Origin of the sequence: Paraconexibacter algicola (assembly GCF_003044185.1) — a bacterium.
Taxonomy (GTDB): Bacteria; Actinomycetota; Thermoleophilia; order Solirubrobacterales; family Solirubrobacteraceae; genus Paraconexibacter; species Paraconexibacter algicola.
The window spans coordinates 166,720-180,814 of sequence record NZ_PYYB01000004.1 but is presented as its reverse complement, the minus strand read 5'-3'; the positions used below and the strand labels follow the sequence as shown (position 1 = coordinate 180,814).

The 14,095-nt window shown below is 75.0% G+C and carries 14 protein-coding genes; 1 reads left to right on the top strand and 13 read right to left on the bottom strand.

Annotated features, from left to right (window positions below; translation table 11 throughout):
• Nucleotides 1-13 precede the first annotated feature (13 nt).
• Genes infB through rimP form a run of 4 tightly spaced genes read right to left on the bottom strand, consistent with a single transcriptional unit; the run spans nt 14 to nt 5,072 of the window.
• Entirely contained in the window at nt 14-2,854 is a 2,841-nt protein-coding gene (infB, locus tag C7Y72_RS20250; protein ID WP_107571009.1) for a translation initiation factor IF-2, read from the bottom strand.
• Nucleotides 2,854-3,081, bottom strand: coding sequence for a YlxR family protein (locus tag C7Y72_RS24240; RefSeq protein WP_349016825.1), 228 nt, complete (start codon nt 3,079-3,081; stop codon nt 2,854-2,856). Before C7Y72_RS24240 ends, infB begins: the two co-directional genes overlap by 1 nt.
• Nucleotides 3,082-3,092: 11 nt before the next feature.
• Nucleotides 3,093-4,649: a transcription termination factor NusA gene (gene nusA / locus C7Y72_RS20240; protein WP_107571007.1), complete on the bottom strand. Its 1,557-nt coding sequence runs from the start codon at nt 4,647-4,649 to the stop codon at nt 3,093-3,095.
• Between the two features lie 3 nt (nt 4,650-4,652).
• Complete coding sequence (gene rimP / locus C7Y72_RS20235; RefSeq protein ID WP_233243939.1) at nt 4,653-5,072, bottom strand: ribosome maturation factor RimP; 420 nt, start codon at nt 5,070-5,072, stop codon at nt 4,653-4,655.
• 105 nt (nt 5,073-5,177) lie between these two features.
• Between rimP and C7Y72_RS20230 the strand changes: the two genes are divergently transcribed.
• On the top strand, nt 5,178-5,588 hold the full coding sequence (locus tag C7Y72_RS20230) for a hypothetical protein (protein ID WP_107571006.1): 411 nt from the start codon (nt 5,178-5,180) through the stop codon (nt 5,586-5,588).
• Here the strand turns inward: C7Y72_RS20230 and C7Y72_RS20225 are convergent.
• The 9 genes from C7Y72_RS20225 to C7Y72_RS20185 all read right to left on the bottom strand — a co-directional run bounded on the left by C7Y72_RS20225 (nt 5,531) and on the right by C7Y72_RS20185 (nt 14,093).
• Nucleotides 5,531-5,938, bottom strand: a complete 408-nt coding sequence (locus tag C7Y72_RS20225) for a hypothetical protein (RefSeq protein WP_107571005.1) — start codon at nt 5,936-5,938, stop codon at nt 5,531-5,533. The two genes, C7Y72_RS20230 and C7Y72_RS20225, sit on opposite strands and share 58 nt — an antisense overlap.
• A gap of 15 nt (nt 5,939-5,953) precedes the next feature.
• Nucleotides 5,954-8,251, bottom strand: a complete 2,298-nt coding sequence (locus C7Y72_RS20220; RefSeq protein WP_107571004.1) for a transglutaminase TgpA family protein — start codon at nt 8,249-8,251, stop codon at nt 5,954-5,956.
• Entirely contained in the window at nt 8,248-9,378 is a 1,131-nt protein-coding gene (locus C7Y72_RS20215; RefSeq protein WP_107571003.1) for a DUF58 domain-containing protein, read from the bottom strand. The genes C7Y72_RS20220 and C7Y72_RS20215 overlap by 4 nt, the downstream gene beginning before the upstream one ends.
• Before the next feature lie 10 nt (nt 9,379-9,388).
• Nucleotides 9,389-10,363, bottom strand: a complete 975-nt coding sequence (locus C7Y72_RS20210) for an AAA family ATPase (protein WP_107571002.1) — start codon at nt 10,361-10,363, stop codon at nt 9,389-9,391.
• Nucleotides 10,360-11,619 carry a bifunctional phosphopantothenoylcysteine decarboxylase/phosphopantothenate--cysteine ligase CoaBC gene (gene coaBC / locus C7Y72_RS20205; protein WP_107571001.1) on the bottom strand — a complete coding sequence of 420 codons (1,260 nt, stop codon included), beginning with the start codon at nt 11,617-11,619 and terminating at the stop codon, nt 10,360-10,362. Before coaBC ends, C7Y72_RS20210 begins: the two co-directional genes overlap by 4 nt.
• A gap of 24 nt (nt 11,620-11,643) precedes the next feature.
• A complete protein-coding gene (gene rpoZ, locus C7Y72_RS20200; protein ID WP_107571000.1) occupies nt 11,644-11,871 on the bottom strand; it encodes a DNA-directed RNA polymerase subunit omega in 228 nt (75 codons plus the stop codon).
• A 42-nt stretch (nt 11,872-11,913) separates the two neighbouring features.
• Complete coding sequence (gene gmk / locus C7Y72_RS20195; RefSeq protein ID WP_107570999.1) at nt 11,914-12,471, bottom strand: guanylate kinase; 558 nt, start codon at nt 12,469-12,471, stop codon at nt 11,914-11,916.
• A gap of 55 nt (nt 12,472-12,526) precedes the next feature.
• Entirely contained in the window at nt 12,527-12,865 is a 339-nt protein-coding gene (gene mihF, locus C7Y72_RS20190) for an integration host factor, actinobacterial type (protein ID WP_107570998.1), read from the bottom strand.
• 157 nt (nt 12,866-13,022) lie between these two features.
• On the bottom strand, nt 13,023-14,093 hold the full coding sequence (locus C7Y72_RS20185; protein ID WP_107570997.1) for a quinone-dependent dihydroorotate dehydrogenase: 1,071 nt from the start codon (nt 14,091-14,093) through the stop codon (nt 13,023-13,025).
• Nucleotides 14,094-14,095: the final 2 nt, after the last annotated feature.

Below are 14,095 nucleotides of genomic sequence, written 5' to 3'. Positions count from 1 at the left end.
CCGCGCCCATCGGCTACGCGAGCGTCCGCTCGACCTTGCGCGTCTCGTAGACCTCGAGCTCGTCGCCCTCGCGCACGTCCTGGTAGTTCGTGAGCACGATGCCGCACTCGTACCCGGACGTGACCTCGCGGACGTCGTCGTTGAACCGCCGCAGCGTGTCGACCGTCGTCGAGTGCACCACGGTGCCGTCGCGGATGATCCGCACGCGGCCGCCGCGGGTGACCTTGCCGTCGGTGACGTAGCAGCCGGCGATCGTGCCGACCTTGGAGGCCTTGAACGTCGCGCGGACCTCGACGGTGCCGACGGTCTCCTCGACGTCCATCGCGTCGAGCATGCCCTCCATCGCGTCCCGCAGCTCGTCGAGGGCCCGGTAGATGACCTCGTAGTTGCGGATCTCGACGCCCTCGCGATCGGCCGCGGCCCGGGCGTCGCCCACCGGGCGGACGTTGAAGCCGTAGATGATCGCGTTGGAGGCCGCGGCGAGCATGACGTCCGACTCGGTGATGCCGCCGACACCCGACAGGATGATGTTGACGTGCACCTCCTCGTGCGGGAGCTTCGCGATCTCGTCCTCGAACGCCTCCAGCGAGCCGGACACGTCCGCCTTGAGGATGAGGTTGAGGTCCTTCGTCTCGCTCGTGCGCGCCGCCTTGAAGACGTCGTCGAGGCTGCGCTTGCGACCCGAGCGCCGCGCGATCGCCTCGGCCTTCAGGCGCACCGCGCGCTCGTTGGCGAGGCTGCGCGCCTGCCGCTCGTGGTCGACCACGCGGCAGTACTCGCCCGCGGACGGGACGCCGTCGAACCCGAGGATCTCGACCGGGTCGCCGGGGCCCGCGGAGCTGATGCGCTGCCCGTGGTAGTCGTTCATCGCGCGGACCTTGCCCCAGACCGGGCCGGCCACGACGGCGTCCCCGACCTTCAGGGTGCCGCGCTGCAGCAGCACGGTGGCGACCGGGCCGCGGCCCGGGTCGAGCTTGGACTCGACGACGACGCCGGAGGCCTCGGTGTCGGCGTTGGCCTGCAGGCCGTCGCCCTCGTTCATGCCCTCGGCGGTGAGCAGGATCGTGTCCAGGAGGTCCTCGAGGCCGGTGCGGGCCTTGGCGGAGACGTCGACGAACTCGATCTCGCCGCCCCACTCGACGGGCTGGAGCCCGTGCTGGGTCATCTCCGTGCGGACGCGCGTGGGGTCCGCCCCCTCCTTGTCGATCTTGTTGACCGCCGCGATGATCGGCACCTCGGCCGCGAGCGCGTGGTCGATCGCCTCGATCGTCTGGGGCTTCACGCCGTCGTCGGCCGCCACGACGATCACCGCGATGTCGGTGACCTTCGCGCCGCGGGCACGCATGGCGGTGAACGCCTCGTGACCCGGGGTGTCCAGGAACGTGACGACCTTGTCGTCGTGATGCACCTGGTAGGCGCCGATGTGCTGGGTGATGCCGCCGGCCTCGCCGCCGACGATGTCGGCGCTGCGGATCGCGTCCAGCAGCGACGTCTTGCCGTGGTCGACGTGACCCATGATCGTGACGACCGGCGGGCGGTCCTCGAGGTCCGCGGCGTCGTCGTCGAAGGTCGGGATGTCGTCGTCGGCGTCACCGGCGCGGACGATCTCGATCTTCTTCTCGAACTCGTCGGCGATCACCTGGATCGCCTCGTCGGACAGCGTCTGCGTGAGCGTCGCCATCTCGCCGAGGGTCATCAGCTTCTTGATGATCTCGGGCACGGCCACGCCGAGGTACTCCGCGACCTCCTTGACCGAGGACCCCGAGTTGATCTTGAAGACGTCGGTCTGCTTCTGCGCGGCCTCGTCCAGCGGGCGGACGGTGTCGTCGTAGGTCCCGCGACGGCGGCGACCGCGACGCTGGCGGCGCGGCGGACCCTGACCGGGGCCACCGGGACCGCCGGGGCCACCGGGACCGCGACGGGCGGCCTGCGAGTCGATGACCACGCGGCGACGGCCGCCGGGGCCGGTCGTCGGGAGGTTCTTCGACTCGTCCCGCTTGGGCTTCTTCGGCGGCTCGGGGAGCGCCAGGATCTTCGGGCCGGCTCCGGGCGCGGGCTTCTCGCCGATGACCGGCTGCTGCGGCACGTCCGCGCGCGGCGTCTTCACCGGGCGGGTCGGGGCCTCGCCGGACGGCTTGCCCTTCGCGTCGGTCGCCGTGGCGGGCGGCGCCTGCGCGGCGGGCTGCTGCGCGGTGGCGGGCGCCTGGGCGGCGGGCTGCTGCGCGGCCGGGGCGGCCGGCGCGCTCGGGGCCGATGCCGCGACGGCGGGGGTGGCGGGCGCCGCCGGGGGCGCCGGGGTCGGCGCGGACGTCACCGGCGCCGTCGGCGCGGGCGCGGCCGCGGGCGGCGCTGCCTGCGGGGTCGCGGGCGCCGGGGTCGGCGCGGCCGGCGGCGGCGTCTGCGCCGCGGGCGCGGGCGTCTCGGCCGGGGCGGGCGCAGAGGTCGGCGCGGGCGCCTTCGGGGCGTCCGGCGTCGAGAGGATCTTCGGGCCCTTGATCGGCTCGGGCTTGGGCGCCTGCTTGGGCGCCTCGGCCACCGGCTCCGGGGTCGGCTCCGGCTCGGGCGCCTTCGCGACCGGCTCCGGGGTCGGCTCGACCTCCGCGGCGGCGGGCTCGGGCTCCGGCTCCGGCGTGGGCTCCGGGGCCGGCGTGGGCTCGGGCTCCGGGGTGGGCTCGGGCTCGGGCTCCGGCTCGGGCGGCGGCGGGGGCGGCCCCATGATCCGCAGGACGTGGCGGTCCTCGACCGTCGACTGGGCGGCCCGGACGGCGATCCCGCCACCGGACAGCGCTTCGATGACCTCCTTGGAGGTCATCCCGCGCTCCTGCGCGATTTCGAACACACGTCTCTTAGCCATCAGCCAATCGATTCTACGAGGTCTACGGGAATAGCCACCTTCTGACGGAACGCGCGCGGCAACGCGCGGCGCTTGACGGCCTGCTCGAGGCAGGCCGCTCCGCAGACGTACGCCCCCCGGCCGGGCAGGGCCCGGGCCGGATCGGGGACGACGTGGCCCTCGTGCGCCGCGAGGCGCACGAGCTGGTTCTGTGGGTGCGTCGACCGGCAGCCGACGCAGGTGCGGATCGGGCTCCGGGCTACGACGACGATCCCTCGCCCTCGGCGGCCGGCTCCTCCTGCGCCTCGGGGGCGGACTCCTCGGCGGCGGGCTCGTCGGCGACCGCGACCGCGGCCTCCTGCGGCTCCTCGGCGGCCTGCGCCTCGTCCGCGACGCCCTCGGGCGCCTCGTCCGGCAGCGGCTCGTCGTCCGCGACGGGCTCGACCGGGGTCGCCTCGGCGTAGGCCGCCTCGGCGCGCCCGACGATCTCCGCCACGTCGTCCTGCGACTTCTCCGGGTCGGCGAGCGACGCGACGTCCGCGTCGGTCAGGCCCGTGAGGACCGCGACCGACGAGGTCGTGAACCGGCTCAGCGCCTGGTGCAGCTGCAGGCCGCAGTACGGGGAGCCGCCCAGTGCCGCGTTCGGGCAGCGACGGCCGTTGGTCAGGACCGCCGCGCAGCGGCCGCCGTCCTGGACCTGCTCCTCGAAGCCCTCGTCGTCCGCGGTCGACGCGAAGTCGGTCTCGGACTTGATGTCGATCCGCCAGCCGGTCAGGCGCGCGGCGAGCCGCGCGTTCTGGCCCTCGCGGCCGATCGCCAGCGACAGCTGGTCGTCCGGGACGATGACGGTGGCCTGACGGGCCTCGTCGTCGACGATGACCTCGCGCACGCGGGCGGGCGACAGGGCCTTCGCGACGAAGCGGGCGGGCTCGTCGTTGTAGGGGATGATGTCGATCTTCTCGCCGCGCAGCTCGGACACGACCATGCGCACGCGGGAGCCGCGCGGGCCGACGCAGGCGCCGACCGGGTCGACCCCGTCGGCGTAGGAGACCACCGCGATCTTCGACCGGTAGCCGGGCTCGCGCGCGACGCCGGCGATCTCGACGAGGCCGTCGGCGATCTCGGGGACCTCGAGCTCGAACAGCGCCTTGATCAGGTCCGCGTCGCGACGCGAGACGATAATCGACGGGCCCTTCGTGGAGTTCGAGACCTCCTTGATGACCGCCTTGACGCGCTGGTTGTGCTCGTAGCGCTCGCCGTCGACCTGCTCGCTCTTGGGGAGCAGCGCCTCGACGCGGTCGCGCAGCTGGATCAGCGTGTAGCGGGAGTCCTTCTGCTGGACGACGCCGGTGATGAGCTCGCCGACGCGGTCGCGGAACTCCTCGAACATCATGTCGCGCTCGGCCTCGCGGATGCGCTGCAGGATGACCTGCTTGGCGGTCTGCGCGGCGATGCGGCCGAAGTCCTCCGGCGTGTCGTCGATCTCCTCGATCTGGTCGCGGTACTGCTCGAACTTCGCCGCGTCGATCTCGGGGTCGGCGGGCTCCACGCGCTCGCCGGTCTCGGGGTCGATGTACGACTCCTCCTCGACCGTCTGCACGAGCAGCTCCTGCTCGAGGTCCTTGGGGATGCGGTAGCGCATCACGATGAACTCGCCCGTCTCCGGGTCGACGTCCACGCGCGCATAGCGGGCCGCCCCCGGCAGCTTCTTGTACGCCGAGAGGAGCGCGTCCTCCAGGGCGGCCATGAGCTTCTCGTCCGAGATGTTCTTCTCGGCGGCGAGGCCCTTGATGGCTTCGATGATCTCGCGTGACATTCGCTACTCCTCCACGAGGTTCGATCGGTGGATCTCGGTGTACGGGATCGCGACGACGCCGGTCTCGGCCGCGATCGTGACCTCTCGGTCGTCGGCGCCGACCAGCTCGCCGGTGAAGCTCTTGTGGCCGTCCCGCGCCTCACGGGTCCGCACGCGGGCGCGGCGGCCGAGGAAGCGGCGGAAGTGGTCGGGCTTGACCAGCGGCCGGTCCCGGCCCGGCGAGGACACCTCCAGCGCGTACTGCTCGCGGAGGTCCTCCAGGGCGCGGGTGACCTGCTCGCAGAGCGCGAGGCTCACACCGTCGGGATGGTCGACGAACAGCCGCAGCGTCCCCCCGGCGACGACCTCGGCGAGCAGGACCTCGACGTCGGGCATCGCCGACGCGAGCGTCGTCTCCACCTGCGTCTGGATGTCCTTGGTCACCGGCTGATCCTCCCTGGGAAACAAAAAACGTGGGCGAGCGCCCACGTTCCGAAACTGCCGCCGGCACCGGGCCGGCACGGAAAGCTGTGCTGCGACTCTACCAGCATGGACTCCACGCTGACCGCGATCGTGCACGAGACGCTCACCGACCTGGGCGTGCCGTTGCGGCGCGTCGCCCCCGGCGAGTGGGGCCTGGCGGTCGACTGCGCCGGCTGGCCGCTGCACGTCGGCGTCGCGCTGCGCGGCGGGCTGCTGCGCGCCCAGGCGGAGGTCGTCGGCCCCGGCCGCGTCGACCCGTCGGCGCTGCTGCACCGCAACCGGCTCGGCTCCCTGGTCCGCTTCGCCCACACCGGCGAGGGCGCCGTCTGGATCCACGGGGACCTGCCCGCCGTCGCCGTCCAGGAGGCGGAGATCGACCGGCTGCTCGGGCTGCTCGTCGAGGAGGCCGCCTGGGCCCGCTACGCCGCCGGGCCGGCGCCGGGCTCCGCGGACGGCGGGGCGTCGTCCCCGGCGTGACGGCGGGCGGCGTCGCGATAGCGGCGGTAGTCCGCGCGCTCCGGGCGCAGCTGGGCGGCGAGCGCCAGCGGCCGTCGCGCCTCCGCGTGGCGGCCGCACAGCTGCAGCGCCCGACCGAGGCAGAACAGCGCGTAGTCGTTGGTCGGCGCGTGCGCCGCGACCGCCGCGAACTCGGCGGCGGCCTCGCGGTAGCGGTGCGCCCCGAACAGTGCGCGGCCGAGCGCCTCGTGGATCGAGTCCTCCCCCGGGGAGAGGTCACGGGCCCGCATCAGCGGCACGGTCGCCGCGTGGAAGTCCCCCTCGTCGAGGAGCCGCGAGCCGTTGCGGAAGAGGGTGTAGACGTCGTCCATGCCGCCCCGCGAAGTCTACGCCCGTCGGCCGCGCCGGCCCACGGGTCGCGGCGGCAGCGCCCACCAGGCGCGCAGGCGTCCCCCCGCCCCCAGGCCGTCGGCCAGCGCCGTGCGCAGGGCGGCGCGCTGGGCCCGGCCGGGACCCGTCGCGGACGGCGCGTACCGCTGCGCGCGGACCGCGCGCAGGTAGTCGGCGGCCTGCGGGGCGTGCCGGAACCGCTCCTCGAGCTGGCGCAGCGTCGTGCCCGTCGCGGGCGGTCGACCGGTCAGGCGCAGCGCCTGCAGCAGCTCGGCGAGCTCCGGCGGGTCGTCGGCCCGGACGCCGACGCGGCGGCGCACGACGAACGCGACGAGCGCCCCGGCGGCGAGGACGACCAGCAGCGGCGGGCCGAGCGACAGCGACTCGTCCCCGGGGCTCGCCGCGGGTGCGCCCGGACCGCCGCCCAGACGCGCGTCGGCCGGCGCCCCGGCGGGGCCCTCGTCGGCGTCCTGCTCCTCGGCGGGCTCGTCCGGCGTGGTCGCGGGCTCGTCGTCGCGCAGCTGCGAGCGCGGCGGCGCGGCGGCGGGCGTCGGGTCGAACGCGACCCAGCCCTGGCCGGGCACGTACGCCTCGACCCACGAGTGGGCGTCGAGGTCCCGCACGACCCACTCCTTGCGGGCGTCGTCGTAGGTGCCGGCGGTGAAGCCGGAGGCGACGCGGGCGGGCACCCCGCCCATCCGCAGCAGCAGCGCCATCGCGCCGGAGAACTGCTGGCAGTAGCCCTCGCGGCGGTCGAAGAGGAAGCCGTCCAGCGGCGCGCGCGGGTCGACGCGCGGCGTCTCGGTGTAGGTCGCGTCGCGCATGACCCGTGCGCGGACGTTGCGGATGAAGTCGTACGGGGTCGCCGACGCCGCGCGCAGCCGCTGCGCCAGGCGGTAGGTGCGCCGGTAGGGCGAGGCCAGCAGCTGCTCCTCCCCGTCCGAGCGCGGCGGGGCGCCGAGGGCGTAGCGGAAGATCGACTGGCTCTCGCCCCAGCGCGGGAACAGCAGCACCGACCGCTCGCTGTCCGGGAGGCCCATCGACAGGAACCGGCGGGTGAACAGCGGGTAGCTGCTGCCGGCGTCGCGCATCGTCTCCGGGGACGGCTGCGGCACGTACACCTCGGCGCGGTAGGCGTCGCCGCGACGCAGCGGGCGCGACCCCGTCCGGAAGATGCCGAAGCCGCTCTCGATCGCGAGCCGTGGCGACGCGGCGATGCTGCGGGTCGAGCCGGCGGTCACGTACTCCGGGGAGCGCAGCCCGGCGACGACGACGGTCAGCTGCTGGCGGTAGCCGGGGTCCTCGGCGATCTCGGTGTCCGGCGTGCGGATGTCGACCGCGTCGGTCGTCCGCCAGGCGCGACCGTCGAACTCGGGCAGGACGGCGGCCTTCCAGTAGGTGCCCTGCCGGGCGCGGATCCGCAGGACCTCGCGGCCGGTCCGCGTCCAGTTCAGCGGGCCGTAGCGGTGCTGCCAGGAGAACGTGCTCGTGTTGCGGCCCTGGAGGCTGTCGGCGACGAACGACTCGTAGTCGAACAGCGGCCGGTCACCGTCCAGGCGCGGGGCGAGCACCGCGGCCGCGACGGCCGCCACCGCCAGCAGGATGGCCGCCGGACGCGCCTGGCCGCGCGGCAGCCGGTCCCCCCACAGCAGGACGGCGAGCAGCACGGTGACCGCGGTGCCCTGCAGGAACGGGTGGTCGGGTGCGCGTTCGACGACCGGGACCGCGTACAGCGTCGCGAGCAGGCCGGCGGCGACCAGCGGGCGGCCGGTCGCCGCGCCGCGGGGGACGAACGCGACCCAGGCGGACACGAGCACCAGCAGCGTGCCGCCGAGGACGATCGTCGCGCGGGTCCACTCGTCGAGCCCCCGGTACGGGACGCGGACGCCGGGCAGCGCGCCGAGCCCCTGGCCGATGCCGGCCGCCAGCTCGCCCCAGGCGTCCGGCAGCAGGAGGCGCAGCGGAACGCCGCAGGTCGCCAGGGCGAGCACGAGCGCGCCCACCGCGAGGCCGTCGACGAGCAGCAGCCGCCGCCGGCGCGACGTGACGCGCGGGGCGAGCAGCAGGAGCGCGCCGATCGCGCTGCCCAGCAGCACGCTCGCGGTCGCGGCAGCGCGCGAGGCCGGGGCGACCTGGTCGGCCCACGCGTGCGCGGCCAGCAGCGCGAGCAGCGTCCAGGCGGCGAGCCGCAGGCCGCCGCGCGCCGGTGCCGCGACGGGCGCGGGTGCTGGCGCCGTGCGTGGCGGCCGGCGGGCAGGACGCTCGCGGCGCGGCGCGGGTGCCAGGGTGCTCACGCCGACCTCGCGGCGTCGAGGCGGTCGGCGAGCTCGTAGCCCGCGCAGCCCGCGACGGCGAACGCGGCCCGGCGGCCGGCGATCGAGCCCGGGACGACGAGCACCTGGCCCGCCCCGTGCTGGGCCAGCGCGCGCGGTGGGCGCTGCACCCGCCGGGCGGAGACGTGGACGATCGGGCCGGTGCGGCCGCGCAGCTGGGCGGTCGCGGGCGCGGGCCCGGCCTCCACCAGCGCGAGGCGGACGTGCAGCCGGGCCCAGCCGCCGAGGGTCGCGTCGAGCTCGGTGGGCCGGCGATCGCCGGGCAGCAGGACCTCGCAGCCGCCGCGCCGCGCGAGGTGCACCGCCAGCGAGGCGACCGCGCGCACCGCCGCGTCGAGGTCGTCGGCGGCGCCCTGCGGATCGCCCGGGTCGGGCGAGGGGTCCAGCACGACGACCGGCAGGCGCCCGCCGTCGGCGTGGAGGCGACGCTCCTGCGGCTCGGCGCGGCGGGCGATCGACGGCCAGTGGATCCGCGAGGCGGGCGTGCCCGGGCGCAGCGGACCGACCCCGTCGACCTCGACCTCGGCGCTCGTGGGGCGCCGACGGCGGCGCAGGCCCAGCCCGGTGCCGTCCGCGCCCGCCGCGGTCACCACGACCGGATCGACGCGCGGCAGCACGAGGACCTCGGTCGGCTCGCCGCCGCCGACCGTGCGGGCGGCGAGGCCGAACGGGTCGCGCACCAGCACGCTGGGCGGCGCGACGAGCCGCCGTCCGCGCCGCGGCAGTCGCGCCGTCGCCTGCACGACCTGGCGGTCGCGCCCGAGCTGCAGCGGCCGCGCGCGTCGCAGGAGCGGGTCGCGGATCTCGCCGGTCGGCAGCCGCAGCACCCCACCGACGACGGTGACCGTGACGGGCAGGGGGTCGTCCTCCTGGACGCGGCCGCCGGAGACGGTGCGCCGTACCCGCAGGCCCGCGGCGGCGAGCCGCACCCACAGCAGGCAGAGGACCGCGAGCAGCCCGAACGCGACGCCCGGCACGTAGAGCGGCTCGGCGTCGAACGCCGCGGCCGCGGCGAGCAGGGCGAGCGCGAGCAGCAGCGTGCCCGCCGCGGGCCGGCTGCCTCCGTGGTCGCGGTCGCCACGGCGCATCGCCCGGACCTCAGAGCGCCGTGGTCTTCGCGAGGGCGTCGCGCACGACCTCGCCGCCGCGGGCGCCGTGCGCCTCCGGCGCGAGCACCAGGCGGTGCGCGAGCACCACCTCGGCGAGCGCCTGCACGTCGTCGGGCAGCGCGTGGTCGCGGCCGTGCAGCAGGGCCCGGGCCTTCGCCGCGCGCAGCAGCAGCAGGCCCGCGCGGGGGCTCGCGCCGAGCTCCACGCGGGCGTCCTCGCGGGTGCGGGTGAGCAGCGCCACCACGTAGGCACGCAGCGCCTCGGAGGTGTGCACGCGCCGCGCGAGGTCCTGGGCCTGCAGGACCTCGGCGGGCCCGCCCGCGGCGTCGAGCGCGGCGACGCGGTCCCCGAGCTCGTGCGCGAGCAGCATCGCGGCCTCGGCGTCCGCGTCGGGGTAGCCGAGCGACAGGCGCATCATGAAGCGGTCGACCTGCGCCTCGGGCAGCGGGTAGGTGCCCTCGAACTCGACCGGGTTCTGCGTCGCGAGCACGACGAACGGGCGGGCCAGCTCGTGGCTGTGCACGTCGACGGTCACGCGCCGCTCCTGCATGCACTCCAGCAGGCCCGACTGCGTCTTGGGGCTCGCGCGGTTGATCTCGTCGACGATGACGACGTTGGCGAAGATCGGGCCGGGCCGGAACTCGAAGCGGTCCTCGCGCTGGTTGAAGACGTTGGTGCCGACGACGTCCGCGGGCAGCAGGTCGGCGGTGCACTGGATGCGCGCGAACTCGAGCCCGAGCGCGCGCGCGAGCGCGCGGGCCAGCGTGGTCTTTCCCACGCCGGGAAGGTCCTCCAGGAGGACGTGCCCCTCGGCGACGATCGCGACGAGCAGGTCGTCGAGCACCTCCTCGCGGACCTCGACCCCGTCGCGGACGGTCGCCCGGATGCGGGCGGCGAGGCCGACGGCGGCGTCGATCTCGCCGCGGTCGAGCGGGGCGTGTGCGGCGCCGTCGAGTCCGCTCACGTCGGTGTCCGCACGGCGGCGTCGCGCAGCCGGTCGACGACCGCGAGGATCGCGTCGGCGACCGCGGCCTTGTCCGCCTTGGCGATCGGCTGGTCCCCCGTGCGCGTGATGACCGTGACCTCGTTCTCGGGCGTGTCGAAGCCGATGTCCGGCCGCGAGATGTCGTTGACGACGATCGCGTCGAGCCCCTTGCGCTCGAGCTTGTCGCGCCCGTAGGCGAGCGCGCCGTCGCCGTGCTCGGCGGCGAAGCCGACGAGGACCTGCCCGTCGCGGCGGGTGCCGGAGAGGGACGCGAGGACGTCGACCGTCGCCTCCATCTCGACCGTGAGCTCGCCGCGACCGGTCTTCTTGATCTTGTGGTCGGCCGGGCCGACGGGCCGGAAGTCGGCGACGGCGGCGGCCATCAGCAGCACGTCGGTCTGGGCGAAGGCGCCGGCGCAGGCGTCGGCGAGCTGCGCGGCGGTCTCGACGTCGAGGTAGCGGACCGCGGGGTTGCGCGGGAGCGTGACGTTCGCGGCGACGACGGTGACCGCGGCCCCGCGGGCGGCGGCGGCGTCGGCGAGCGCGAAGCCCATCCGGCCCGAGGAGCGGTTGCCGACGTAGCGCACGGAGTCGATCGGCTCCCGCGTGCCCCCGGCGGTGACGAGGACGCGCAGGCCGTCCCACGGCCCGGCGGTGGGCCGGCCGGCGAGGACCGCCTCGATGCGGGCGAGCAGGTCGGCGGGCTCGGCGAGCCGACCGACGCCCCACTCCCCCTTGGAGCCGAGCGCGCCCGTGCCCGGGTCGATCACGACGACGCCGCGGTCGCGCAGCGTCGCGAGGTTCGCCTGCGTGGCGGCGTGCTCGTACATCGCGTTGTTCATCGCGGGCGCGACGAGCACCGGGCAGGTCGCGGCGAGCGCCGCCGAGGTGAGGAGGTTGTCGGCGAGCCCGTGGGCGAGCTTGGCGATCGTGTTCGCCGACGCCGGGGCGATCACGAGCACGTCGGCGTTGGCGACGAGCTCGAGGTGGCTCAGCGGGTCGTGCCCGGGGGGCGCCTGGTCGGGGAACGCGCCGCGTGCCGGGTCGCGCTCGAACTCCGAGACGAGGACCGGCGCGCCGGTCAGGCCGGCGAACGACACGGCCCCCACGAACTGCTGCGCGGTGGGCGTCTGCACGACGCGCACCGCGTGGCCCGCCTTCGTGGCGAGCCGGACGAGCTCCAGCGTCTTGTAGGCGGCGATGCCGCCGGTGACGCCGATCAGGACGCGCGCCATCGCCGGAGCTCCGGCCGGTGCGGCCTAGCGGTACTGGTACTTGACCTTGCCGCCCGCGACCTCCTCGAGGGCGATCGTCAGGTAGTTCTTCGAGCTCGAGTCCACCATCGGGGGCGGGAACTCGTCGAAGGTCCCCTCGCCGAGGTTGTGGTAGTACGAGTTGATCTGCCGCGCACGCTTGGCGGCGACGATCACGGACGCGTAGTTCGAGTCGACGTTCTCGAGCAGCGTGTCGATGCGAGGGTTGATCATCGACCCAGTGTAGCGGTGGGTCGGCGGGGCCGATCCGGTCGGTCAGCCGTCGAGGTGCGTGCGGACGATCGCCACGAGCTCGTCGATCGCGTCCTCGAGCCGGTCGTTCTCGACGACGTGGGCGAACTCGCCCTGGGCGGCGAGCTCCTCCTCGGCGACCTGCAGGCGCCGTTCGATCTCGGCGTCGCCGTCGGTGCCGCGGCCGACGAGCCGCGTGCGCAGGACCTCGGCCGACGGCGGCGCGATGAAGATCCGCACGGCCTCGGGCAGCGAGTCGAGCACCTGGCGGGCGCCCTGCACCTCGATCTCCAGCAGCACGGGGGCGCCGGCGTCGGTGCGCTTGCGCAGCTCCGAGCGCAGGGTCCCGTAGCGCCGCCCGGAGTACTCGGCCCACTCGACGAAGTCGCCCTCGTCGACGCGGCGGGCGAAGTCCTCGTCGGAGAGGAAGTGGTAGGCGACGCCGTGCTCCTCGCCGGGGCGGGGCGCGCGCGTCGTGGCCGAGACGCTGAGCTCGAGGCCGGGCACGCGGTCGAGCAGCTGGCGGATGAGCGTGCCCTTGCCGACCCCGCTGGGGCCCGTGATGACGAAGACACGCGACATGGGCGCGTGAGCCTAGACCGCGGGTCGGAGGGACCGCCCGGGACCGCCGGCCGGCCTAGCGCTTGAGCGACTCGACGAGCTCGTTGCGCTGGCGCTCGGAGAGGCCGCCGATGGTCTTGCTCGGGGAGATGCGGCAGGTCGTGAGGACCTTGTTCACCTTCACGCGACCGTACTTCGGGACGGCGAGGAGCATGTCGAAGACCTTCGCGGTCTCGACGTACTCGGGCGGGTCCGCGAGGAGCTGGTGGATCGACACGCGGCCGGCCTTCAGGTCCTTCTTGAGCTGCGCCCGACGGCTGCGGATGTCGTTGGCCCGCTGGAGCGCGTCCATGCGCTGGTTCAGCGAGCGCTCGGGGGCCGTGGTCTTCGAAGCGGTGTCAGGAGCAGCGGTCATCGGCGTGGGCGAGCATACATCGTCGGGTTGGCCATCGCGGGCCCGATCCCCACATTCGACTCAAGCTCGACCTCAGGTTGAGGGCTGTCGAGCGTGGTCGAGCGTTTTCACTCGATTTGCAGCGGTTTTCGCTTGCCCAAGCCTCAGGACAGGTGCGTCAGGGTGCAAACTTCCCCGCTTTTTGCGTGATTTCGGCGACCGATCCGAGACCCGCCGCGTCGAGCCTCCGCGAGAGCCCGCGATGCATCTTGCAGGGCCAGAGCGGACCCCCGTAGACGAAGCCCGTATAGGCCTGGACGAGCGTCGCACCGGCTTGTAGGCGATCCCAGGCGTCCTGCGGCGTCTCGATCCCCCCGACGGACACCAGCACGACCTCCTCCCCCACCCGGGCCCGCAGCCGCCGCAGCACCTCCAGCGACCGCGCGGCGACCGGTGCCCCGGACAGCCCGCCCGCGCCCGCGGCCTCGACCTCCGCGGCGGTCGAGCGCAGCCCGTCGCGGGTGATCGTCGTGTTCGTCGCGATGATCCCGTCGAGCCGCTCGGCCAGCGCGAGCTCGGCGACCGCGTCGACGTCCTCGTCGCTGAGGTCGGGCGCGATCTTCACGAGCAGCGGCCGCCCGTCGAGCACCGGCCGGACCGCCCGGACGAGCTCCCCGAGCTGCGCGACGGCCTGCAGGTCGCGCAGGCCCGGCGTGTTGGGCGAGGACACGTTCAGCACCACGTAGTCCGCCAGCGGCGCCAGGCGGCGCGCGGACGCCACGTAGTCGGCGACCGCGTCGGTCGCGAGCTTCGTCTTGCCGAGGTTCACGCCGACGACCGCGCCGGTCCGCCGGCGCGCCCGCAGCCGTCCCTCCGCGACCGCGGCACCGCGGTTGTTGAAGCCCATCCGGTTCACGAGCGCACGGTCGGCGGGCAGCCGCACGAGCCGCGGGCGCGGGTTGCCCGGCTGGCCCTCCGCCGTGACCGTGCCGACCTCCACCGATCCGAAGCCCAGCGCCAGCAGCCCGTCGACGAGCTCCGCGTCCTTGTCGAAGCCCGCCGCCAGGCCCACCGGCGACGGGAACGTCAGCCCGAAGGCCCGCACCTGCAGCCGCGGGTCGCGTGGCCCCAGCAGCCGCGCCAGGCCCGGGAGCCGGCCCGCCAGCCGCAGCGGGACGGTCCCGAGCCGGTGCGCGGTCTCCGCGTCGACCCGGACGAGGACGAGGCGGAAGAGCGCGCGCCAGATCACGG